20 protein-coding genes are annotated in these 20,881 nt (G+C 57.2%); 2 read left to right on the top strand and 18 right to left on the bottom strand.

Annotated features, from left to right (window positions below; genetic code table 11):
• From trpC to G538_RS0112850, 17 genes are all read right to left on the bottom strand, one after another.
• On the bottom strand, positions 1 to 816 hold the full coding sequence (trpC, locus tag G538_RS0112930) for an indole-3-glycerol phosphate synthase TrpC (RefSeq protein ID WP_029069625.1): 816 nt from the start codon (positions 814 to 816) through the stop codon (positions 1 to 3).
• A gap of 264 nt (positions 817 to 1,080) precedes the next feature.
• Positions 1,081 to 1,368: an HGxxPAAW family protein gene (locus G538_RS0112925; RefSeq protein WP_051197188.1), complete on the bottom strand. Its 288-nt coding sequence runs from the start codon at positions 1,366 to 1,368 to the stop codon at positions 1,081 to 1,083.
• Between the two features lie 69 nt (positions 1,369 to 1,437).
• Positions 1,438 to 2,052, bottom strand: coding sequence for a Trp biosynthesis-associated membrane protein (locus G538_RS0112920; RefSeq protein ID WP_029069623.1), 615 nt, complete (start codon positions 2,050 to 2,052; stop codon positions 1,438 to 1,440).
• Positions 2,049 to 3,626 carry an anthranilate synthase component I gene (locus G538_RS0112915; protein WP_029069622.1) on the bottom strand — a complete coding sequence of 526 codons (1,578 nt, stop codon included), beginning with the start codon at positions 3,624 to 3,626 and terminating at the stop codon, positions 2,049 to 2,051. Before G538_RS0112915 ends, G538_RS0112920 begins: the two co-directional genes overlap by 4 nt.
• A gap of 38 nt (positions 3,627 to 3,664) precedes the next feature.
• Positions 3,665 to 4,042 (bottom strand): phosphoribosyl-AMP cyclohydrolase, encoded by a 378-nt coding sequence (gene hisI / locus G538_RS0112910; protein WP_029069621.1) that lies wholly within the window; start codon positions 4,040 to 4,042, stop codon positions 3,665 to 3,667.
• Positions 4,043 to 4,062: 20 nt separating this feature from the next.
• Entirely contained in the window at positions 4,063 to 5,889 is a 1,827-nt protein-coding gene (locus G538_RS0112905) for an ABC transporter ATP-binding protein (protein ID WP_029069620.1), read from the bottom strand.
• On the bottom strand, positions 5,876 to 7,699 hold the full coding sequence (locus tag G538_RS0112900; RefSeq protein ID WP_029069619.1) for an ABC transporter ATP-binding protein: 1,824 nt from the start codon (positions 7,697 to 7,699) through the stop codon (positions 5,876 to 5,878). Before G538_RS0112900 ends, G538_RS0112905 begins: the two co-directional genes overlap by 14 nt.
• The gene (hisF, locus tag G538_RS0112895; RefSeq protein WP_029069618.1) at positions 7,696 to 8,487 is read right to left on the bottom strand and encodes an imidazole glycerol phosphate synthase subunit HisF; all 792 of its coding nucleotides are present in this window, start codon (positions 8,485 to 8,487) and stop codon (positions 7,696 to 7,698) included. Before hisF ends, G538_RS0112900 begins: the two co-directional genes overlap by 4 nt.
• 17 nt (positions 8,488 to 8,504) lie before the next feature.
• Positions 8,505 to 9,419, bottom strand: a complete 915-nt coding sequence (locus G538_RS17580; RefSeq protein WP_051197185.1) for an FKBP-type peptidyl-prolyl cis-trans isomerase — start codon at positions 9,417 to 9,419, stop codon at positions 8,505 to 8,507.
• Between the two features lie 74 nt (positions 9,420 to 9,493).
• Positions 9,494 to 10,861: a Pup--protein ligase gene (gene pafA / locus G538_RS0112885; protein ID WP_029069617.1), complete on the bottom strand. Its 1,368-nt coding sequence runs from the start codon at positions 10,859 to 10,861 to the stop codon at positions 9,494 to 9,496.
• A 12-nt stretch (positions 10,862 to 10,873) separates the two neighbouring features.
• Positions 10,874 to 11,569 carry a proteasome subunit alpha gene (gene prcA, locus G538_RS0112880; protein WP_029069616.1) on the bottom strand — a complete coding sequence of 232 codons (696 nt, stop codon included), beginning with the start codon at positions 11,567 to 11,569 and terminating at the stop codon, positions 10,874 to 10,876.
• The gene (prcB, locus tag G538_RS16880) at positions 11,566 to 12,474 is read right to left on the bottom strand and encodes a proteasome subunit beta (RefSeq protein ID WP_051197183.1); all 909 of its coding nucleotides are present in this window, start codon (positions 12,472 to 12,474) and stop codon (positions 11,566 to 11,568) included. The genes prcA and prcB overlap by 4 nt, the downstream gene beginning before the upstream one ends.
• Complete coding sequence (locus tag G538_RS0112870) at positions 12,474 to 12,677, bottom strand: ubiquitin-like protein Pup (protein ID WP_029069615.1); 204 nt, start codon at positions 12,675 to 12,677, stop codon at positions 12,474 to 12,476. Before G538_RS0112870 ends, prcB begins: the two co-directional genes overlap by 1 nt.
• Before the next feature lie 79 nt (positions 12,678 to 12,756).
• On the bottom strand, positions 12,757 to 14,403 hold the full coding sequence (gene dop / locus G538_RS0112865) for a depupylase/deamidase Dop (RefSeq protein WP_029069614.1): 1,647 nt from the start codon (positions 14,401 to 14,403) through the stop codon (positions 12,757 to 12,759).
• A gap of 26 nt (positions 14,404 to 14,429) precedes the next feature.
• The gene (gene arc, locus G538_RS0112860; protein WP_035834346.1) at positions 14,430 to 16,088 is read right to left on the bottom strand and encodes a proteasome ATPase; all 1,659 of its coding nucleotides are present in this window, start codon (positions 16,086 to 16,088) and stop codon (positions 14,430 to 14,432) included.
• A gap of 65 nt (positions 16,089 to 16,153) precedes the next feature.
• Positions 16,154 to 17,152: a tRNA (adenine-N1)-methyltransferase gene (locus G538_RS16875; RefSeq protein WP_035834345.1), complete on the bottom strand. Its 999-nt coding sequence runs from the start codon at positions 17,150 to 17,152 to the stop codon at positions 16,154 to 16,156.
• Between the two features lie 66 nt (positions 17,153 to 17,218).
• Positions 17,219 to 18,325: a site-2 protease family protein gene (locus G538_RS0112850; protein WP_029069612.1), complete on the bottom strand. Its 1,107-nt coding sequence runs from the start codon at positions 18,323 to 18,325 to the stop codon at positions 17,219 to 17,221.
• A 41-nt stretch (positions 18,326 to 18,366) separates the two neighbouring features.
• On the opposite strand from G538_RS0112850, the gene G538_RS16870 reads away from it, so the two are divergent.
• Positions 18,367 to 19,206 carry a RecB family exonuclease gene (locus tag G538_RS16870; RefSeq protein ID WP_035834344.1) on the top strand — a complete coding sequence of 280 codons (840 nt, stop codon included), beginning with the start codon at positions 18,367 to 18,369 and terminating at the stop codon, positions 19,204 to 19,206.
• A 23-nt stretch (positions 19,207 to 19,229) separates the two neighbouring features.
• On the opposite strand, the gene G538_RS16865 is transcribed toward G538_RS16870, so the two are convergent.
• A complete protein-coding gene (locus tag G538_RS16865) occupies positions 19,230 to 19,904 on the bottom strand; it encodes an HAD family hydrolase (protein WP_035834343.1) in 675 nt (224 codons plus the stop codon).
• A 61-nt stretch (positions 19,905 to 19,965) separates the two neighbouring features.
• Between G538_RS16865 and G538_RS16860 the strand changes: the two genes are divergently transcribed.
• On the top strand, positions 19,966 to 20,877 hold the full coding sequence (locus tag G538_RS16860) for a PAC2 family protein (RefSeq protein ID WP_035834342.1): 912 nt from the start codon (positions 19,966 to 19,968) through the stop codon (positions 20,875 to 20,877).
• Positions 20,878 to 20,881 lie beyond the last annotated feature (4 nt).

The raw sequence follows: 20,881 nt of genomic DNA, 5'->3' as shown, positions 1-20,881 counted from the left end.
CTATGGGTGGCGTAATGCGCGCAGTGACGGATGCGAGCCAGCGGCAACAAGATCTGCGACGGAACTTCTCGGGGTGCCTCCTGTTACTAAGGCCTCGCCCACGAGCACAGCGTCTGCGCCAGACCGTACGTATTCCACGACATCATGTGGGCCACGGACACCGGATTCTGCAACGGTAACAACGTGCGGCGGGATCGAGGGAGCGACAGCAGCGAACGTGCCGCGATCCACCTCAAGAGTCTTGAGATTACGAGTATTGACACCAATAAGTCGAGCGCCGGCTTCAACAGCACGCGCTACTTCCTCAACAGTGTGGACCTCGACAAGCGCAGTCATTCCTAAGGAATGAACACGTTCAATGAGTGACTCCAACACCGTTTGCTCCAACGCGGCCACAATGAGCAAAACCAAGTCAGCGCCATACGCGCGAGCTTCCCACACTTGGTAGGGGGTGACGATGAAATCTTTCCGCAGAACTGGAACGTCAACCGCGGCTCGTACGGCTTGGAGGTCAGCAAGGGAACCGGAGAAACGTCGTTCTTCGGTCAGGACGGAAATGACCGACGCCCCACCTTTTTCATACTCAGCTGCTAAGGCTGCCGGGTCATCAATGGGAGCGAGAGCACCTTTGCTCGGGCTTGACCGCTTCACCTCAGCAATAACTGCAACAGCTTCGGGGTCTTTCAAACGGCCAAGGCATTCCTTCGCCGATGGTTGCCGGGCTGCCAGAGCCTTCAAATCGTCGAGGCTCGTCACAGCTTCTCGGCGGGCTAGATCCTCGCGCACTCCAGCGATGATGTCATCCAGAACGGTCATAGTGCACTTTTCCTTCCGGCGCACGCATTCGCTGTGAATACGATCCCCTGTCAAGAGCCCAACGGTTGCTTGGTCCATGGTAGGCATAAAAACTCGGTGGTTTTGACCACGGCTACGTCCATGAGACATGCCACCCCACCACACAGGCACGAACCACGTCATGACAAAGGGGGAAGACCGCTGTCATGGTCTTCCCCCTTTGTCATGGAACCGTTGACAAGCACACGATGATTCTCACCAGTGCAGCACCAGTAAAAGCACGTTCTAACGCGACGAAGAGTTCTTAGCTGGGCGCGCCTGACCCTTGCCAGCGAGGGAGAGTACCACTCCCCCTACAAGTCCAACAATCACCACAACAACGCCAGCACCAATCATCACCATGCTGTTCAACGGCATCCCTAGCCCAACGATCAGCGAACCCAATGCAACAACAATGGTCAAAAACCACGCTGCGGGGGTGTGTCCGTGATTCTTTGGCGGAACGGTGGAAGGCAATTCCATGCCATGTGGGTGGAGAATGTTCTGAGAGTAGTCAACATCTTTGACTGACATGTCACGCCTTTCGAGAAACGATGTGTCCTAAGCCTACCGAACACTCTAGGACTTTTGGCCTTCTAATCGCTAATTTTCTTCAGTGTCACCGAGCGTGCGACCCGCAGACGGATCTTCTCCCCGACTCAAAGCATCCCAAGTATCACGTGCATCAAGGTCTTGAGAGACCTGTTGTGTCATGTCAGCAACGGGACGCTGATACTGCTGCCCTGTCCTATTCCACCGATGCGCGCGCGCGATTGTCACAAACCCGCACCACAGGAGAAGACCCCCACACACGCCAGCTATCAATGGCATCACGCTGCCGTGCTCTGCAACAGGACCACTTGCCACACCAACGGACGACACAACCTCTTGTGCCAGGCGTCCGGGCGCTGCAGACGGAGCCAGGACAGAAGCAGCACCTGCTCCGATCCCGCACAGCACAACCACTGCACCGGCAATATACAAACCGATTCGGTGAGCGATGGCGATGAAGAGCGATGCTGCAATACCAACAAAAGCAGCCGCTGACAGTAACGGCATAATGTCTTGACCGCTGACGGATATTCGTTCATCAACGTCCAGCACTGTTGTTGCCGTTGTCGCATACCATTCAATGTTCGCCACAATAAGCAGCACAATACTCACCACGAGGGCTGTTAGCACTGTGGTGCGACGGCTTGTCAGTGTCGAGATCGTCATGGTTGCCGGGTTGCTAGTTGACTAGCACGCTGGATCGCATTGATCACTGCAGCGGCTTTGTTCCGGGTTTCCCAAAATTCGGTGTCCTCTTGCGAATCAGCGACAATCCCGCCCCCAGCCTGGACGTACGCGCGCCCTTGGGTGATGTGCGCTGTTCTGATAGCAATTGCCATGTCCATATTGCCATCGAAGGAGAAATACCCCACTGTCCCGCCGTAAATCCCTCGAGCTGTTTGTTCGTAGGCGTCAATAAGTTCAATGGCGCGGTTCTTTGGAGCACCTGACAACGTACCGGCGGGGAAGGTCGCAGTGAAAACGTCAAGTGCTGTGACACCAGGGCGGAGCTTGCCGATCACAGTCGAACACATGTGCATGATGTGGCTGAATCGTTTGATATGCATGAACTCGGCGACATCAACGGTCCCAGGTGTACAGACTTTGACGAGGTCGTTGCGTGACAAATCAACCAGCATGATGTGTTCAGCGACCTCTTTGGGATCCTCTTGAACATCTTTAGCGTTGAGTTGGTCTTCCTCGTACGTTCCACCCCGTGGCCGTGAACCAGCAATAGGGTACGTCGTGACAGTACCGTCGTTAAGTTTGACGAGTGTTTCTGGACTAGATCCCACAATGGCGAATGGAACTCCATTGTGATCTTCTAATTCGAACAGATACATGTACGGGCTGGGATTAACAGTCCTCAGTACCCGGTAAACGTCCAATGGGTGAGCTGAACACTCAACGTCAAAACGTTGGGACAACACAATTTGGAATACTTCTCCATCACGGATGGCTTCTTTACCGCGAGAAATCATCTGGGTGTAGCGTTCGCGGCTCGTGCGGAACTCGATGTCTGGCACTGGACGGTCAGGGTCAGTGACGCGTGGGACATCGGGGAAGCCGGTAGCTAAACCGTGGACTAAGTCTCGTTCCATCGCATCAAGCCGTGACACCGCATCGTTGTACGCATCATCCACGCGATCTGGTGTGTTGTTGTAGTTAATTGCGTTGGCAATCAACCATACCGTTCCGTTGGTGTGATCAATCGCCGCGATGTCAGAGGCAAGGAGGAGCGTCATATCGGGAACGTCGAGTTCACGAGTAGCTTGTGGGCGGATTGTGGGTTCCCACTGCCGGATAATTTCCCACCCCATAGCACCGACTAACCCGCCTGTGAAGGGAGGGAGCCCCGGTATTGGCTCGGTGTGTAGTTCTTGCAATGTCGCACGCAACGTATCTAAGGGCTTGCCATCACTCGGGATGCCTACTGGGACATCGCCATTCCACACAGCCTTGTCATTCTGCATAGTCAGTGTTGCCCGTGAATGGACGCCGACAAAGGAGTAGCGCGACCAGGTTCCATCGATTTCTGCGGATTCCATGAGGAACGTTCCGCGACGACTTTGCGCAAGAATGCGGTATAACCCCACGGGGGTGATGTCGTCAGCAAGTATTTTCCTCACGACAGGGATGACACGCCGGTCAGTGGCCAACTCAGTGAACGTCTCTGCCGTTGGCCACGTCTCACCCCATGGCAGGGCGTCTACGGACTGACGTGGTGCTTGGTGCGTCATGCTGTTCCCTCGGACGTTTAGGGGCTGCGGGTTGGGGTTTAGGATACCGGCTCAGGGTCTACCTGTGCGCCAAGGTCTCCCCCGGCGATGAAGCAGGTACGTTCCCCAGTGTGGCAGGCTGCACCAACTTGGTGCACTTGAATGAGTAGTGCATCCCCGTCACAATCAAGGGCGACGGACTTCACGTGTTGGGTGTGACCTGAAGTGTCACCTTTACGCCAATACTCTTGGCGCGACCTGGAGTAGAACGTCACGCGTCCTTGGGTCAGTGTTCTCCGAAGAGCCTCATCATCCATCCACCCAAGCATGAGAACTTCACGGGTGTCATGTTGCTGAATGATGGCGGCGATCAGACCAGCGGCGTCGCGTTTTAGTCGTCCAGCAAGATCCGGATCAAGTTCGGAAGTAGTCATCATCGAGGTCCTGTCGTGGTTACTTAGTGCTGCTGAGAAGTTGTTTGGCTGATCCACGCGTTATACATCGCACTGTAGCGACCTTGGAGTGCAAGGAGTTGTTCATGTGTTCCCTGCTCCACAACGCGCCCCGAATCCATCACCACAACGTGGTCACTGGCGGCCGCAGTGGACAGACGGTGTGCAATGGTCAGTGTTGATTTGCCATCCATGAGCTTCTCCAGCGCACGGGAGATCGTCACTTCTGTTGCAGGGTCAACTGCGGAGGTCACTTCGTCCATGACAATCAGGTCCGCACCTGAAATGTATGCCCGGGCGAGGGCGATGAGTTGGCGCTCTCCGGCGGACAGACGTTCACCACGTTGTCCAACCTCTGTGTTTTCACCATTCGGGAGTGTAGAGAGCCACGGGGTTAAGCCAAGTTCATGGATCGCTTGATGAACGGTCTGTGTGATGTTTTCTTGGGTTATACCTGGGTGGCGTTGGGAAATCCCGTACGCGATATTTTCCGCAATGGTGGCGTTGAACAAGAATCCTTCTTGTGGGATGAGGAGGATTCGGGTGCGCAGGTCTTCTTGGGAGTGGTCTTTGAGATCAATTCCGTCGAATGCGATGTGCCCGTGAGTGGGGTCTGCGAACCGAGTAACGAGTTTAGCCAGTGTGGTTTTCCCTGACCCTGTTTCCCCAACGACTGCAACGCGTTTACCAGCTTGAACATGGAGGTTCACGTCATTGAGGACGAGGTCTCCGCCTGGGTAGCGGTACGCAACGTCGGTGATAGTGAGCGCCCCTGGGCCACGAGGAGGTTGTGTGACGGAGTTTTCCGGCGAGGTGACGTCAATCGGTGTTTCGATAACCGCGATAACCCGGCGCCAGCCTGCGACGGCGTTTTGAAGTTCATTGAGCACTTCGGTAGCTAGCTGAACCGGGCCGGTGAATAGCTGGGTAAGGAACAGGAAGGCAACGAGTTGCCCAGCAGTGATATTTCCAGCTACTCCGAGGTAGGCGCCAGCGATAACGACAACAACTAGCACCAGGTTCGCAGCGAACACACCTGCAGCGAAAGAGTAGGCGACGTGGGTCATCGCTTGGACACCTGCTGATCGGTGCTCGTTCACGCGGGTGGTGATTTTTTCCCGGGTTTTGTCCGCGATGCCGTAGGAGTAGACCGTGGACGATCCAACGATGGCCTCAGAAACTGCCCCGAGCAAATCGCCCATACGTGATCGCACGCGAGTGAAGCTGACGTTAACTCGGCGCTGCGCAGGGCGCAGAAGGAACATGAACGGGATGAAGGTAACCCATACCAGGATCGTCAACTGCCATGAGTAGAACAGCATGACAGCTGTTGCAGCGACTAGCTGCAGCACTGATGTCAGCAGCATGATGCCTCCCCATTGAACAAACAGGGAGATGGTGTCGACATCCGACGTGACACGAGACACCAGGGCCCCACGTCGCTCAGTGTTTTGGGTGAGCACAGACAGGCGGTGAATGTGGCGGAATGCTTGCTGACGTAGCCGGGCAAGTCCGCGTTCTGCGTTCCGAACAAGCCGGATATTCACTGCTGTTGTGGAGAGCGCTGCGACAGCAATAGCAATGAGCGCTATCGTCCCGACAGTTGTTATTTCACCAAGAAGATTCTCGGCACCTGACGTTGTGGCATCAACGGCTTGTTGCACCGTAATGGGGATAACAACTTTTCCTGCTGCAGCAAGAACCGCAAGGGCGAGTGTGAGCCAGATTCCGTTAATGAGTTCTGGGGTGAGTTGGATGCCGCGTCGTACTGTGGCGATGGCTCCGAGGTTCGAAGCGGAGGCGATGTGGCTTCCGTTGTTAGAGTCCGGCATTGGAGTCCTCTCGTCGTTGCTCTGCGTCGCGTTCGTAGGCCATGACGAGTTCTTGGTAGTAGTTGTTTGTGGTGACAAGTTGGTCGTGGGTGCCACGGGCGACAATATTTCCGTGCGCAAGGACGCATACTTCGTCGGCGAGGCGGGCACTCGCTGCACGGTAGGCGACCATGATGACGGTTGTGGCGTAGTTCTGCCGGACTGTTGCGAGGATTGCTTGTTCGACTTGTGGGTCAAGGGCTGAGGTTGCGTCGTCGAGGATGAGGACGGATGGGCGGCGTACTAGTGCACGCGCTATGGCGAGGCGTTGTCGTTGACCTCCGGAGAGGTTTGATCCGCGTTCACCGAGGTTTGTGTTGATGCCTTTGGGGAGTGTACGGACGAAGTCTGCAATGTGGGCGGCTTCAAGGGCTTCCCATACTTGTTCGTCGGTGTAGGCGCTGTCGCTGAGGGTGACGTTGGTGCGAACGGTGTCTTCGAAGATGAAGGTTGATTGGGCGACGAACACGACGGAGTTACTGAGGGCGGTGCGGGTGAGTTCGGCGACGTTGTGGTCGGCGATGGTTATGGTCCCTTGGTCAGGATCTGCAAGTCGTGGGATGAGGGAGACGAGGGTGGATTTTCCTGCACCGGTTCGTCCCATGAGGACCATTGTGGTGCCTGCGGTGATGGTGAGTGTGACGTTTTGGAGGACGTGTTGTGTTCCGTGTTCATCGGTGAATGACACTCCTATGTCGGCGAGTTTCACTTCTGCTGGTTCGCCGGGGGTGAGTGTCATGTTGTGTGTGCCTGGGGTGACAGTGTTGGTTGTGTCGACTACTTGGGCGACTCGTTGGTATCCAACAACGCTTCGTGGGAGTTCTGCGAGAACCCATCCGAATGAGCGGACTGGTACTGCTAGCAGGCTCATGAGATATGCGGCGGAAACGATGTCTCCTGCGGTGGCTGCGCCGGCTGAGACTCGTTGTAGGCCCACGATAAGGACGAGGAGCGCTCCGATGTTTGGGAGGGCATCGATGATGGGGTCGAAGACTGCTCTGATTGTGCCGGCGCGTACGTTTGCTTTTTCGAGGTCGTCGGTGACGGTGTCGAAGCGTTTGGCTTCGGTGTCTTCTGTTCCCATCGCTTTAACGAGTGTTGCCGCTTCGAAGCTTTCGTGGGCGACTTCGGAGACTTCTCCACGTAGTTCTTGGGCATGGGTCACCGCTGGTGTCATCTTTTGTTGGAAGAAGAGGTTAGCGATGATCATGATGGGAATGATGGAGAACGCTGATAGTGCGAGCCAACTATCGATGGAGAAGAGCATAACTGCTGCGGCGATGAGCATGACGACGACTCCGAGCATGAAGGGCAGCGGGTTGAAGACGCTGGTGGCTGCTTCGGAGTCTGAGGAGACGTTTGACAGTAGTTTCCCTGGGGAGGTTTGACGGTGCCAGGCTGGTGGCAGTTCGACAAACTTATTTCCCAGGGCTCTGCGGTGTCTCGCTTGTAGGTGGAAGGTGCCTTGGGCGGCAAAGATCCGTCGGAAGACGATGGAGATGACAAGGGCGACGATGACGGCGAACAGGATGCCCGCTCCGGCCCATATGGTTGCTACTGATCGGTTGCCGTCGAGGATGGGAATGATGTAGCTGCTGGTGAGGTGACCAACTACCCTCGATGTTGCCACGGTGATCAGACCGAAGACCCCGGATGCTGCGATGGCGATCGCGTAGATTCGCCATTCGTTGCGTATCCCGCGGGTCATGAGTGTGATGGACTGCCGGGTTTGGCTTCCTGGAAGGGCGTAGGGAGTGTTCTGGGATGTCATACGCGTGAGGCGGCTGTTCGCCGCACCTCGATTCCGTGTTGTTCCATGTGGTCTTTGACGTCGTTGATGGTGAGTTTGCCGAAGTGGAACACACTTGCGGCAAGCACTGCGTCAGCTCCTGCTTGGGCGGCGGATGTGAAGTCTGCGGGTTCGTGGGCGCCGCCTGAGGCGATGAGTGGGATTGTTACTTCGCGGCGGATTGCTTGGAACATTGGGAGGTCGTAGCCGTTGTAGGTGCCGTCGGCGTCCATGGAGTTGAGGAGTATTTCTCCTGCGCCGCGTGAGGCTGCTTCGATTGCCCAAGCAACTGCGTCGATTCCGGTGCCGCGCTTGCCGCCGTGAGTTGTGACTTCGTAACCGGATTGGGTTGTTACGCCGTCACGGACACGGCGGGCGTCTACGGACAGGACAAGCACTTGGGAGCCGAATCGGTCAGCAATTGCTGAGATGAGTTGAGGGTCTGCGATCGCTGCGGTGTTGACAGCTACTTTGTCGGCGCCGGCGCGTAGTAGCCGGTCGACATCGTCCGGGTGGCGCACTCCCCCGCCTACTGTCAGGGGGATGAACACTTCTTCAGCGGTGCGTCGGACGACATCGTAGGTGGTTTCGCGGTTTGTTGAGGAGGCGGTGACGTCGAGGAAGGTGAGTTCGTCTGCTCCTTGTTGTCCGTAGCGTCGGGCGAGTTCTACTGGGTCGCCTGCGTCGCGGAGGTTTTCGAAGTTCACTCCTTTGACGACTCGGCCGGCATCAACGTCGAGGCAGGGAATGACGCGCACAGAGGTAGTCATAGTCTTCTTTCTTCTGATTACTCGCGTGCATCTGATGCGGCGAGAACGTCGATGACGTACACGAGGGTTTCCTCGGCTAGTTCGTTTCCTTCCATCGCACCGAACCCTAGGACGGGGGGCACGACGATGAGCAGTTGTGATCCTACGGGGACTCCTACCAGTGTTTGGTCGAGCCCTTCGATGAGTTCGTCTGTGCCAACAGTGACGGTTGTTGGTTTCTTCCCATCACCCCAGGTGGTTTCAAATACTTCACCTGTTGACCAGGCCACTGCATGAACTTGGAGTACTACTTGGGCGTTTGCTTGTACTTGTTTGCGTCGGCCGGTGCGTAGTTGTTGGACGTGTAGTTCTGTTGGTGCTGTGGTGTCTTTGGGGATGGTGATGGTGGGGGCGCCGTGGTCACCATATGTGACTTGGGGTTGGCCTTCTTCGGCTTCTCGTGCTTCGCCTGCGGCGGTGACACTGACGATGTCAACAACAGTGATCAGGGTTTGTTTGTCTTTGTGTGAGACAAGACGTACTCGACTACCCGTGTTTTGTCCCACGAGGGCTTCGTAAAGTTGGCCGCCGATCTCTTCTTCGGTGACCATGTACGCTGCGGGCACTGAGACGTGGTCGTCACGGACAACCTCGCCGGTGTCACCGTCTTCTGCATATACCTGAAGAAGGATGGGCTGATCTGCTTCGACGGGGGTGCCTTCACCTTTCCAGATCACCTCTGTTGTTGGCTCACTGTAGGGGTAGGGCTTCTCGTAGGTCAGGGTTGGGGCTTCGTCTGCTGTGCCCTGGACTGTGATGGTGTCATCAACTGTTTGGGTACTGGCTTCCGGCTCTGGTTCAGCTTCCTGCGAGCATGCCCCTGCGGTGAGCAAGAGGGCACTTGTAAGGACGAGCGCTACCAGGTGGCGTGGCGTGTGCCGGAAGGTGTGCATGACTCAATATCGTAGCGACTTCTGCGAGCGCGTTGAGGTGTTGTGTCGCTGCGGGGGGTGGTTTATGTGGGATGTCACATCGAGTCGATGAGGGCGTCGACTCGTGGGTCTTGTGCTGCGAAGGGGTCTTTGCAGAGGACTGTGCGTTGGGCTTGGTCGTTGAGTTTGAGGTGTACCCAGTCGACGGTGTAGTCCTTTTTCTTGTCTTGTGCTGCGCGTACGAAACGTCCGCGTAGGCTTGCTCGGGTTGTTGTTGGTGGGTGTTCGCTGGCGTGGGTGATGTCGTTGTTGGTGACTAGTGTGCGCATGAGGCCGCGGTTTTCGAGGCGGTGGACGAGTCCGGTGGTGGGGGAAATGTCGTGGTAGGCCAGGTCGAGTCGGGCTAGGCGGGGGTCGTCTAGTGTGCAGCCCAGTTTGTTTTGGTAGCGGTCGAGGAGTTTCTTTTTGATGGCCCAGTCGAGTTCTGTGTCGATGCTGGCAGGGTTTTGGGTTTCGATGGCGTGGATTCCGCGTTCCCATAGGTCGAATACTTGGGTGTCTATGGTGGTTTCTTCGCCGGTTGCTGCGGTGAATTGGCGGACTTTGTCGAGGTAGATTTCTTGGAGTTGCCAGGCGGTGAGGACTCGACCGTTTGCGAGGGTGACGGTTGCGCGGCCGGTGATGTCGTGGCTGACGTCTCGGATGGCGCGCATGGGGTTGTCGAGGGCGAGGTCGCGCATGGGGATGCCGGCTTCGATGAGTCGCAGGACCATGTCTGTTGCTCCGACTTTGAGCAGTGTTGTTGCTTGGGACATGGATGAGTCGCCGACTATGACGTGGAGGCGCCGGTAGTATTCTGCGTCGGCGTGGGGTTCGTCGCGGGTGTTGATGATGGGGCGTGAGCGTGTTGTTGCGCTTGATACGGCTTCCCACATGTGGTCGGCTCGTTGTGAGAAGCAGTAGGCGGGGCCGTTGGGTGTTGCGAGTATTTTTCCTGCTCCCACGAGGACTTGGCGGGTGATGAGGAAGGGGATGAGGATGTCGGCGAGGCGTCCGAAGTCTCCTTGGCGGCGCACGAGGTAGTTTTCGTGGCATCCGTAGGAGTTTCCTGCTGAGTCTGTGTTGTTTTTAAACAGGTGGATGGTGCCGTTGTAGCCTTCTTGGGCGATGCGTTGTTGGGCATCGAGGACGAGGTCGTTGAGGATGAGTTCTCCGCCGCGGTCGTGGGCGATGAGTTGTTCAACGTTGTCGCATTCTGCTGTGGCGTATTCAGGGTGTGAGCCGACGTCGAGGTAGAGGCGTGAGCCGTTGCGGAGGAAGACGTTTGAGGAGCGTCCCCAGGCGACGACTTTTTTGAAGAGTTGGCGGGCTACTTCGTCGGCGGACATGTGGTGGTCGTCGGTGGGGTGTGAGTAGGTGATGCCGTACTCAGTTTCTAGCCCGAAGATGCGGCGGGTGGCCATGGGTGGTTTTCCTTAGTGTGCTGCGTCAGCGGGTAGGTGGAGTCGGCGGAATGTGCGGCGTGGGCGGGACCTGTCTAGTAGCGCGGCTTCGAGGTGTTCTGGGGCTACTGGGGTGGGTGGTGTTTCTGGTTCTTGGTCGTGTGGGCGTGCGAGTACTTTGCACAGGAGGGAGATGATGTCGGCGACGGGGAGGTCTGGGTTCCAGGTGTGTGCTAGTTCTTTGCGGATCTCTTCGCTGTGGCCACCGACAACAACGTAGCCGTGTTCTTGGGCGACTGACCCGTCGTAGGACAGGTGGTAGAGCTCGTCGTCTTGGGCGGTGGCGCCGAGTTCGGCGATGATCACTTCAACTTCGAGTGGTTTGGAGTCGGTTGTGAATGCTGTGCCGAGGGTTTGTGCGTAGGTGTTAGCTAACGATCGTGCGATCACGTCTGACCTGTCATAGGAGTAGCCTTTGAGGTCCGCGTACCGGATTCCTGCTACGCGCAGTGCTTCGAACTCGTTGTATTTTCCTACGGCTGCGAATCCGATGCGGTCGTATATTTCGGAGATTTTGTGGAGCGCTTGGGAGTGGTTTTCGGTGGCGAAGATGATCCCTGCGGCGCATTGTGCCACGATGACTGCTCTACCTCGGTTGATGCCTTGGCGGGCGTAGTCGGCCCGGTCTCGCATGAGTTGTTCTGGTGAGATGTAGAACGGCATGGTCATGGCTGGTTCTCCCCTGTGGGTGGGTGAGAGAGGTCTTGTGGTGTGGGGAGTCTGTTGCCTGGGCCATCACGGCCTGGTTCTAGGATGCGTACTCCGCGGTGGGATTCTACGCGTTGTGCGGCGATGAGAGCGCATATGTCGGCGACAACTGGTTCTGTGACGTAGCGGAAACCTGTTGCGTCTACGACGGCGATGATGGGCCAGATTTTTCGGATGGCGTCTGGTCCGGCTGTCGCTGAATCGTCGTCTGCTGCGTCCCATAGCGCTTCGATGGCGATGGACACTGCTGTGTGTTCATCCATCCCTGGGCGCCATAGTTTCTTGAGTGCACCTCGTGCGAATACTGATCCTGAGCCGACGGAGGTGAAGCTGGGTTCTTCGTAGCGGCCTCCAGCGACATCGTAGGAGTAGATGCGTCCGCGTGCGCGTGTGTGGTCCCATCCTGCAAAGACGGGGATGACTGCTAGTCCGCGTAGTGCCATGGTGAGGTGGGATCGCAGCATCGTGGAGAGCCGGTTGGCTTTTCCGTCGAGGGAGAGTTGGGCGCCTTCGATTTTTTCGTAGTGTTCGAGTTCTAGTTGGAAGAGGCGGACGAGTTCAATGGCGATGCCCGCTGTTCCTGCGATGCCGATGGTGGAGTGTTCATCTGCGGCGAATACTTTTTCTATTTCGCGGTGAGCAATCATTGACCCCATGGTTGCTCGGCGGTCTCCTGCAAGGATGACTCCCCCGTTGTATTCCAGGGACACAATGGTTGTGCCGTGGGGTGTGGCGTCGTGGGGCACATCGTGGGTGAGGTGGTGTGCGTCAGGTAGTGTCGCGGGGGCGTGGGCGCGCACAAAGTCAACGAATGAGGAGCCCGGCGTGAGGTATTCCTGGGGGAAGCCTGTGCTGGGGTGTTCCATCACTGCCCGCCTTTTTGCACGAACCCTTTGACGAATGTTTCGGCGTTAATTTCAAGAACATCGTCAATTTCGTCGAGGAAGGAGTCGATGTCTGCGTCGTTGGTTTGTGCTGCTGCTTGTGTGGGTGTGGGGGGTTGTTCTGGTTCGGGGGTGTCCTCGTCGCGCCGTGATCGTTGCGGTTGTTGGTGTTCGCGGGCGGCCATGGTGACTCCTTGGTGGGTGGGTCGTTCTGTTTCCATCTAACCGTATGCGGGAATGATACGTGTGCTGAGGCAGATGGGGTTAGGGCGTTTCACCCGAGGTGGGGTGGGGTTCGCGGGGCTGGTTGAGCAGTGCGGCGAGGAAGTCTGCGGGGTCTGGGTTTTCTTGGAGGAGGTCACCTACGTGTGCGCGGGTTCCTCGCCATGGGTCCAGCATGGGGATGCGGTGCAATGTTGGGGATTGGGGTAGGTCGAAGATGACGGAATCCCAACTCGCGCCAGTGATCACTTGGGGGTAGCGGTCCATCACTTCACCGCGAAAGTATGCGCGGGTGTCTTGGGGTGGGTGGGCTATTGCGTTGGTGATGGCCTCTTCATTGGTGATCGTGTCTAGGCGCCCAGCATCAAGGAGTTTCGTGGCTAGGCTCCGCTCGGGGCGCACATCTGACCATTGGAAGTCCATCATGGCGAGTTTGGGGTGATCCCAGGTGAGGTTCCCTCGGCGACGCATCGCATCAAGGAGGGTGTACTTTGCCACCCATTCCACGGTTCTGTGGCACTGTAATGGATCATGCGTCAACTGATCTAAGGTCTCGCCCCAGGCGTCGAGAATTTCTTGGGTGTCGTGATCAACGTGCGGGGTGATTCGGTGCACAAGACGGATAACTATTTCTCGGTAGCGCCGTTGGATGTCGATAGCGCTAGCAGTGCTGCCATCGCCAAGTGTCAATGGCAGGGAGCACGTGAGGTCCCGAGAGACGCGCTGAACGTCAGCGACTGGGTCAGCTAACTGGAGAGCCTCAAGTTCACGACGAACGTCGTCATGGTCTTCGAGATGCTCTAACACCCATAGAACGATGCTTGTGGTCCCTAACTTGAGCCAGGTCGCAGTTTGGAGAAGGTTCGCGTCACCAATAATGATGTGTAATCGCCGCCATCGGGCTCGATCAGCGTGGGGCTCATCGCGGGTATTGATGATGGGGCGGCGCAGTGTGGTCTCTAAACCCACTTCAGCTTCCATAAAATCTGCACGTTGGGAGATCTGGAACCCGGAGTGTTGACCGTGCGTGCCAAGACCAACTCGCCCCGACCCGGTGTACACCTGACGGGTCACTAAGTGGGTGGTGAGGAAATGTGTGATGTCACTAAATGGGACGTCACGGTTCACCAAGTAGTTTTCGTGGGTGCCGTAGCTAGCGCCTTTACCGTCGGTGTTGTTTTTATACAGTTGCAGGTCAATCCCCATGGAGGTGTGCAATTCGCGTGCGGCTCGTAGCATGACACGTTCACCTGCCACATCCCAGGTCACTGCGTCTCGTGGTGTGGTGACCTCAGGTGAGGAGTATTCCGGGTGCGCGTGGTCGACGTAGAGGCGCGCACCATTGGTCAAGATGGCGTTTGCTGCTGAGGGGTCGTCATACGTTTCGGTGGTAGGACGCGCCATACTTTGGGCATGCAGTGATGTGTCTTCGCCCGATGGTGCCGGCCGCGAAGGGTCATCGGTCAGGAGCGAAGGGTGCGCTGAAGCACGCTGAAGACGGAATCCGCGGGCATCAGATAAAGGATCCTCATCCACATAGTCCCAGCGGGCGCGGGTGCGTGCGGTCGAGGAAATCGCCCGGTAAGCGGTGACGATCTGGCTGGACATGAGCATCGGATTTGCCCGCGGGTTCCCGTGCTGAGTGACCCCATATTCAGTTTCGATGCCCATAATTCTGCGTACAGTCACGTGTGTTGCCTCGCTGCTGGTGTGGGTTACAGGTAAGGACCTGTGTTGTGGGTGGTGTCAAGGGCCTTCGCCGGGATGGGTTGCCCGTTGTCGTTTTTTCGCTGAACGATCGTGCGAATAAACACGATACGCTCCCCCTTCTTCCCCGAAATGCGCGCCCAATCATCAGGGTTAGTGGTGTTTGGCAGGTCTTCGTTTTCTTTGAACTCGTCATTGCACGCACCAAGGAGGTGATCAACCCGAAGCCCGCGAGCGCCGGTGGTGAGGAACTCTTTGATGGCTGACTTTTTGGCTCGGTCCACGATGTTTTGAATCATGGCCCCTGAGTTGAAGTCTTTGAAGTACAAGATTTCTTTGTCGCCCGATGCGTAGGTGACTTCCAGGAATTGGTTGTCTGGGGTTGTGGTGTACATGTGTTCCACGACGCGCTGTGTCATGGCGGTGACTGTGGCTTGGGGGTCGTGGTCGTGTTCTGCTAGGTCTTCGCTGTGGATGGGGAGGTTTGGGGTGAGGTATTTGGAGAAGATGTCTTTTGCGGCTTCAGCGTCTGGGCGTTCGATTTTGATTTTTACGTCGAGGCGTCCTGGGCGCAGAATCGCTGGGTCGATCATGTCTTCGCGGTTTGATGCCCCGATGACGATGACGTTGTCCAGGGTTTCAACTCCGTCGATTTCTGCGAGGAGTTGGGGGACGATCGTGGTTTCTACGTCAGATGATAGGCCTGTTCCTCGAGTGCGGAACAGGGATTCCATTTCGTCGAAGAACACGACAACGGGGTGTCCCTGTGATGCTTTTTCTCGTGCTCGGGCGAAGATCAACCTGATGTGTCGTTCGGTTTCGCCGACGTATTTGTTGAGGAGTTCGGGGCCTTTGATGTTCAGGAAGTAGCTGCGGGTTTCGCGTGCTGAACTGGTTGCTGCCACTGTTTTTGCCAGGGAGTTTGCGACCGCTTTGGCGATGAGTGTTTTACCGCAGCCTGGTGGCCCGTAGAGCAGGATTCCTTTTGGTGCTTTGAGTCCGTGTTCGCGGTATAGCTCTGGGTGGAGGAAGGGCAGTTCGACGGCGTCTTTGATGTGATCGATTTGTTGGGCTAGGCCACCGATGTCTTCGTAGTCGACGTCGGGGACTTCTTCTAAGACGAGTTCTTCAACTTCTGATTTTTCGACCTTTTCGTAGGCGTATCCAGATTTCAGGTCGATCAGTACCGAATCTCCGACGCGTACGGCGGGTAGCCCGCGGTCAAGGAGTGCACCGGCGAGACGTATCACTCGTTCATCGTCGCCTCGTCCCACGATCAGTGCCCGGTCGGTGCCAATGAGTTCTTTGATGGAGGCAAGTTCACCTATTGCCTCGTACCCTCGGACTTCGACGATGGCCATTGCTTCGTTGAGTCGCAGTTCTTGGCCGGGTTTTGCGGTGGACACCATGGCGCCTGGTAGAGACGTCAACCGCATTTTGCGTCCCTGGACCATCACGTCAGCTGTGCCGTCAGAGTAGGCGCGAACAAATGAGGCGTAGGTGCTGGGTGGTTTGGCGAGATCGTCTAGTTGTTGTTGAAGGTCAACGATTTTTCCGCGTGCTTCAACAAGTATTTGTGCTAACCGCTCGTTTTGGGCGGACAGTGAGGAAACCCGGCGGGCGAGTTCTTGGGTGTCGTCGTGGGGCTGGTTGGGTTCGCTGGTCATGGTGATCCCCTCTCCTGCAACGGGTGGCGTGACGGGTGAGTGTGGTGCCTCACTGTCCCTCCACGTTACTCTGCGTCGTTGGTGTCTGCCTCGATCATGCGGCGGTTTTCGGCTAGGTCTCGTGAGGTGCGGCGAAGGCGCTTTTCGGACGGTTCGCGTTCGCCGAGTTCTTCGCCGTCCCACTGTTGGGTTTCGTCGTAGGCTCCTTTGGCGGGGCGTCGTTTACGCAGCAATGGGGATACCCCGTCTGCTAGGCGGCGTGCGGTGATGAGGAAACCGGTGTGACCAACCATGCGGTGTTGGGGGCGTACAGCTAGTCCCTCTAGGTGCCATCCGCGCACCATGGATTCCCATGCTTCTGGTTCAGTGAATCTGCCGTCTGCTCTGAGGTCTTCGGCGACACGTGACAACTGTGTAGCGGTGGCGACGTAGCAGATGAGTACGCCACCTGCGATCAGTGCGTCCCCGGCGACACCGATGTTCTCCCATGGTGCAAGCATGTCAAGGACGACTCGGTCTACGGTGCCGTTGTCCCAGTGTTGTGGCATGACGTCGGCAAGGTCACCGATGCTCAAGGTCCAGGCGGGGTGGTCAGTTCCGAAGAACACGCCAACGTTGTCGCGGGCAATTTGAGCGAAGTCTGCGCGCCGTTCGATGGAGTGCACTTGCCCGTGGTCGCCCACTGCACGCAGGAGGAACATCGTCAGTGCCCCTGATCCCACGCCTGCTTCAACAACGCGGGCGCCTGGGAAAATGTCTGCTTGCGCAACGATTTGTGCCGCATCTTTGGGGTAGACCACTGCTGCTCCGCGCGGCATAGACAGCACGTAGTCGCTCAGTAGTGGCCGGAGCACCTGGTATTCAATCCCTGAGGTGGTGGTCACGATGCTGCCTTCGGGGAGCCCCACCAAGTCGTCGTGGTTGAAATACCCACGGTGGGTGTGGAACTGCGACCCGGGCGTCAGCGTAATGGTGTGCAGTTTTCCTTTGTAGTCGGTGATCTGTACACGATCACCTGGACGGAAAGGGCCTCGTCGTCGCTGTGCGCCAGTTGGTTGTGTCATGGGTGGTTAGTCAACATCCTCATCGTGGTTGTGCGGGTCGTGTTGTGCGGGCTTTAGTCTACGTGGTCAGCGTGCGAGCAGGGCGGCCAGGTCCGAGGCGACCACAACTCGAGTGGGGTGTGTTGCCTCGGACAGGACAACGAGCGGGCGCGACCCATCTGGGTCGAAAAGTGTGGCAGCGATGACGGTGGTGTGCGCTGGGGCGCGCAGATGTGATCCGGGGAGCAGTGTGATGGCGATGGACTGGGCGGTGAGGTGTTCACGGTGTGTGGGAGGTACTGAGTTGAGAACTGACCGATCCACCCAGCCAGTGATGTCACCGTTTGGGGAGGTCAGTAACACCACGGCGTGCGGTAGGTGCACAGAGTCACGGTGCAGCTCCTGCACTGAAGCGTGGGCTGGGAGCACAATGGCGGGGCGTGCGATGTCATGGACATTAATCTTTTCGATGCGCGCAAGGTAGGCGGCATATCGCAATGATTGGGCGGTTCCGGACCACAACACTGCGGCAAGGATAATTCCCCACACGATCACAACATAGTTGGGATAGTCCCCGCGAAGGAACGGAACCGCAGTAACCGCGAATAGCGTGATCACTGCCAGGGCACGCCCTGCGTAGGCGGCGATGCGTGTGCCGGTGCTGTGTTTTCCACTGAACGCCCACATGAGGGCAGCGAGGGCATGGCCGCCGTCGAGCGGGAGGCCTGGGATGGCGTTGAAGAGCGCGAGGAGGAGGTTGAGGTAGATGAGGATGTCGAGCGTGTGCGCGGGGACGCCGGTAGGTGGCACCACTGTAAGGACCATACTGAGGAGCCCGGCAAGGAGGAGGTTCGCGGCAGGGCCAGCTAGTGAGGTGGTCGCAGAGTGCCATGGGGTGGTGAAAGGTGTTGAAAATTGGGCGTGCCCGCCCAAGATGGTCAGTTCTATGCGGGGGGCGTGAACGGCGAAACGCCGGGCGACGAGAACGTGGGCGATTTCGTGGAAGAGGATGGAACCGAGGAGCCCTAAAGCGGTGAGGACCGCGGTGATGAGTGCACTGGTAACAGGCAGGGTGGTGAGGATGTAGGGGTAATAGAGGGCGCAGATGATGGCCACAGTGAACAGTGCTTGTGGGTGGATGACGATCTCAGTGTGCCCTAGTGTGCCCAGGCGCCATTTTTTGTGTGTGCTCACAGTAGTTAAGGGTAGGCGGTGTTGGCCGTAGGCTTGATGGCATGTCTGCTTCTGTACCGGTTGCTTTGTCTCCGTCGCGTGCCAATGATTTTGTGCAGTGTCCGTTGTTGTTTCGGTTGCGCACTGTTGATCGGTTACCTGAGCCGCCTAGCGCAGCAGCGGTGCGGGGCACGTTAGTGCATGCAGTGTTGGAGTCGTTATTTGATGTGCCGAGCAGCGAGCGTTCCCGTGGTGCGGCTGATGAGTTGGTAGAGCCCTCGTGGGAGGCGCTGTTGGATTCTCGCCCAGAGGTTGCTGTGGAGTTTGAGGCCGATGTTCGCGCGGACATTGTGGGACAGGCCCGGCTGCTGGTGGAGCGGTATTTTGATCTTGAGGACCCAACGATGTTGCATCCTGCTGCCAGGGAGGTGACATTGCGTGCGAACCTTGGTGGTGACTACCCGATTAAGGGGGTTATTGATCGGGTTGATGTTGCTGGTGATGGTGCTATTCGCCTGGTGGATTACAAAACAGGTAAGGCACCTAGGCCGCAGTATGGTGCCAGTGCTGCATTTCAGATGCGGTTTTATGCGCTACTTGTGCGCGATGTCAAGGGAGTCGTCCCCTCGATGCTGCGGCTGGTGTATCTAGGCGATGGCCAAATTCGTGAGAACTCTCCTACCAGCGGTGACCTTGATGCGGCACAAGCGAAGGTGCAGGCGCTGTGGGATGACATTCGTGATGCGGCACAGTCAGGTGTTTTTTCGCAGCGCCGCTCGCGGCTTTGTGACTGGTGTTCTTTTCAACCCATGTGTCCCGCTTTTGGGGGCACGCTGCCGGACAGTGACCCGCAGGCCGCGGCACGCGTGTGGTTAGGCATGCCGGGACCTGCGGTGTCGTAGTGGCTGGGGTGTGCGTGCAGGCGTTAATCGGTGAGGTAGTCCACGGTGCCACCGTTCATGACAACATCCAGTAGCGCTGGGGTGAGTTGGTCCAACTCTGCGATGCGGCTGAGCCTATCGCGGCGTTTAACTGGCAGAATCGCTTGAATAGCGATGGTGTGCGCACCTGATGCCATCGCTGAGGTGATACCGGGCGGTGAATCTTCAACGGCGATGCACTGGTTGATGTCGACTCCTAGTTGTTGTGCTGCGTGCAGGTAGGGGTCTGGGTGTGGTTTACCGCGTGGCGCGGTGTCACCCGTGACGACAGCCGCGAAAGTGCCTGGTGGTGCAGAGTCCACGAAGGTGTGTGCCACTGGTGAGTGGGACATCGTCACTAAAGCGCAGGGGATATTGAGTTCTTTGATCCAGGCGAGAGTTGCTGCTGCGTGTTCGCGCCACGGTACGTGGTGGCGGATTCTGTTTGACACACTGGTCAACAGGAAATCCACGATGTCATTGACAGGTAGCTCCACGCCGTGGTGTTGGAGAACTCGGGCTGCGTCGTGGAGGTCGAATCCGACAAGTTTGAGGGCGTCTTCGTGGCTCCACACTCCCCCGTGTGCTTTGACTATGTCATGTTCTGCCTGTTGCCAGTACGGTTCTGAGTCGATGAGGGTGCCGTCCATATCCCACAGGATTGCTTGGGGTGTTCGCACGTATGCTCCTAGGTTGACTGCGCGGATGCCGAACCAGAATATCGCGCACTAGGGTAGAGGTATGGCAGGCGATGATGAACCACAGGCAACTTCCCCTGATGAGGAGGAGTCCGCACAAGACAAAGCACTTCACGGGTTAACCCATGACACCGTGATGATTGCCGCGTTTTCGGGGTGGAATGACGCTGGGGGCGCGGCTACTGGTGCAGTGCAACACCTTGGTGAAGTCTTTGGGTGTGAACTCATCCAAGAGATCGACCCTGATGAGTTTGTTGATTTTCAGGTGAACAGGCCGGTTTTCGATGGTTTCGGGGAAGATCGGGACTTGCAGTGGCCCGCCACTCACGTTGCAATGTCATATTCGTGGAACTCACAGCGCCGCCTTGTCATTGCTCACGGAGTGGAGCCCTCTTTCAGGTGGCGCTCATTCACCGCAGAGTTACTGACCGTTGCTGAGACCCTTGGAGTAAAAACCATTATTTTGGTGGGGTCATTACTCGGCGACACACCGCATTCGCGTCCCGTTCCAGTTCAGGTCACCACTGATGATGAGGATCTACGGAGCGAACTAGGGGTGGGGGTGTCCCGGTATGAGGGTCCCACTGGGATCGTTGGGGTCATCAGTCATATTGCCCCGCGTGCCGGGTTCACGGTTGTCAGCGTGTGGGGGGCGGTCCCCCACTATGTTCCCAGTTCCCCCTCACCGAAGGTGACAGCAGCGTTAGTGACGCGGCTTGAGGAACTACTCGGGGAACCTATATCTCGTTTTGAACTTGATGAAGAAGCCCAAGCGTGGGAACACGGGGTGGCTGCTTTAGCGGACAGCGCCCCCGAAGTGGCAGGGTATGTGCGTGAACTTGAAGAAGCCCGTGACACGTCAGAACTACCCGAGGCTTCTGGGGAGTCCATCGCCCGAGAATTTGAGCAATACCTTAAACGTCGCGGTACAAACGGGCGTGAAGACCCGTCATAGTGGT

Source organism: Jonesia quinghaiensis DSM 15701 (assembly GCF_000423205.1).
Taxonomy (GTDB): Bacteria; Actinomycetota; Actinomycetes; order Actinomycetales; family Cellulomonadaceae; genus Jonesia; species Jonesia quinghaiensis.
The sequence above is the reverse complement of the archived record's forward strand: the minus strand, read 5'-3'. Positions and strand labels throughout refer to the sequence as shown.

Coding starts and splice junctions, on each gene's coding strand:
- trpC (WP_029069625.1), bottom strand. CDS start 816: ATGACCGTTCTGGATGACATCATCGCTGGAGTGCGCGAGGATCTAGCC.
- G538_RS0112925 (WP_051197188.1), bottom strand. CDS start 1,368: ATGTCAGTCAAAGATGTTGACTACTCTCAGAACATTCTCCACCCACAT.
- G538_RS0112920 (WP_029069623.1), bottom strand. CDS start 2,052: ATGACGATCTCGACACTGACAAGCCGTCGCACCACAGTGCTAACAGCC.
- G538_RS0112915 (WP_029069622.1), bottom strand. CDS start 3,626: ATGACGCACCAAGCACCACGTCAGTCCGTAGACGCCCTGCCATGGGGT.
- hisI (WP_029069621.1), bottom strand. CDS start 4,042: ATGATGACTACTTCCGAACTTGATCCGGATCTTGCTGGACGACTAAAA.
- G538_RS0112905 (WP_029069620.1), bottom strand. CDS start 5,889: ATGCCGGACTCTAACAACGGAAGCCACATCGCCTCCGCTTCGAACCTC.
- G538_RS0112900 (WP_029069619.1), bottom strand. CDS start 7,699: ATGACATCCCAGAACACTCCCTACGCCCTTCCAGGAAGCCAAACCCGG.
- hisF (WP_029069618.1), bottom strand. CDS start 8,487: ATGACTACCTCTGTGCGCGTCATTCCCTGCCTCGACGTTGATGCCGGC.
- G538_RS17580 (WP_051197185.1), bottom strand. CDS start 9,419: ATGCACACCTTCCGGCACACGCCACGCCACCTGGTAGCGCTCGTCCTT.
- pafA (WP_029069617.1), bottom strand. CDS start 10,861: ATGGCCACCCGCCGCATCTTCGGGCTAGAAACTGAGTACGGCATCACC.
- prcA (WP_029069616.1), bottom strand. CDS start 11,569: ATGACCATGCCGTTCTACATCTCACCAGAACAACTCATGCGAGACCGG.
- prcB (WP_051197183.1), bottom strand. CDS start 12,474: ATGGAACACCCCAGCACAGGCTTCCCCCAGGAATACCTCACGCCGGGC.
- G538_RS0112870 (WP_029069615.1), bottom strand. CDS start 12,677: ATGGCCGCCCGCGAACACCAACAACCGCAACGATCACGGCGCGACGAG.
- arc (WP_035834346.1), bottom strand. CDS start 16,088: ATGACCAGCGAACCCAACCAGCCCCACGACGACACCCAAGAACTCGCC.
- G538_RS16875 (WP_035834345.1), bottom strand. CDS start 17,152: ATGACACAACCAACTGGCGCACAGCGACGACGAGGCCCTTTCCGTCCA.
- G538_RS16870 (WP_035834344.1), top strand. CDS start 18,367: ATGTCTGCTTCTGTACCGGTTGCTTTGTCTCCGTCGCGTGCCAATGAT.
- G538_RS16860 (WP_035834342.1), top strand. CDS start 19,966: ATGGCAGGCGATGATGAACCACAGGCAACTTCCCCTGATGAGGAGGAG.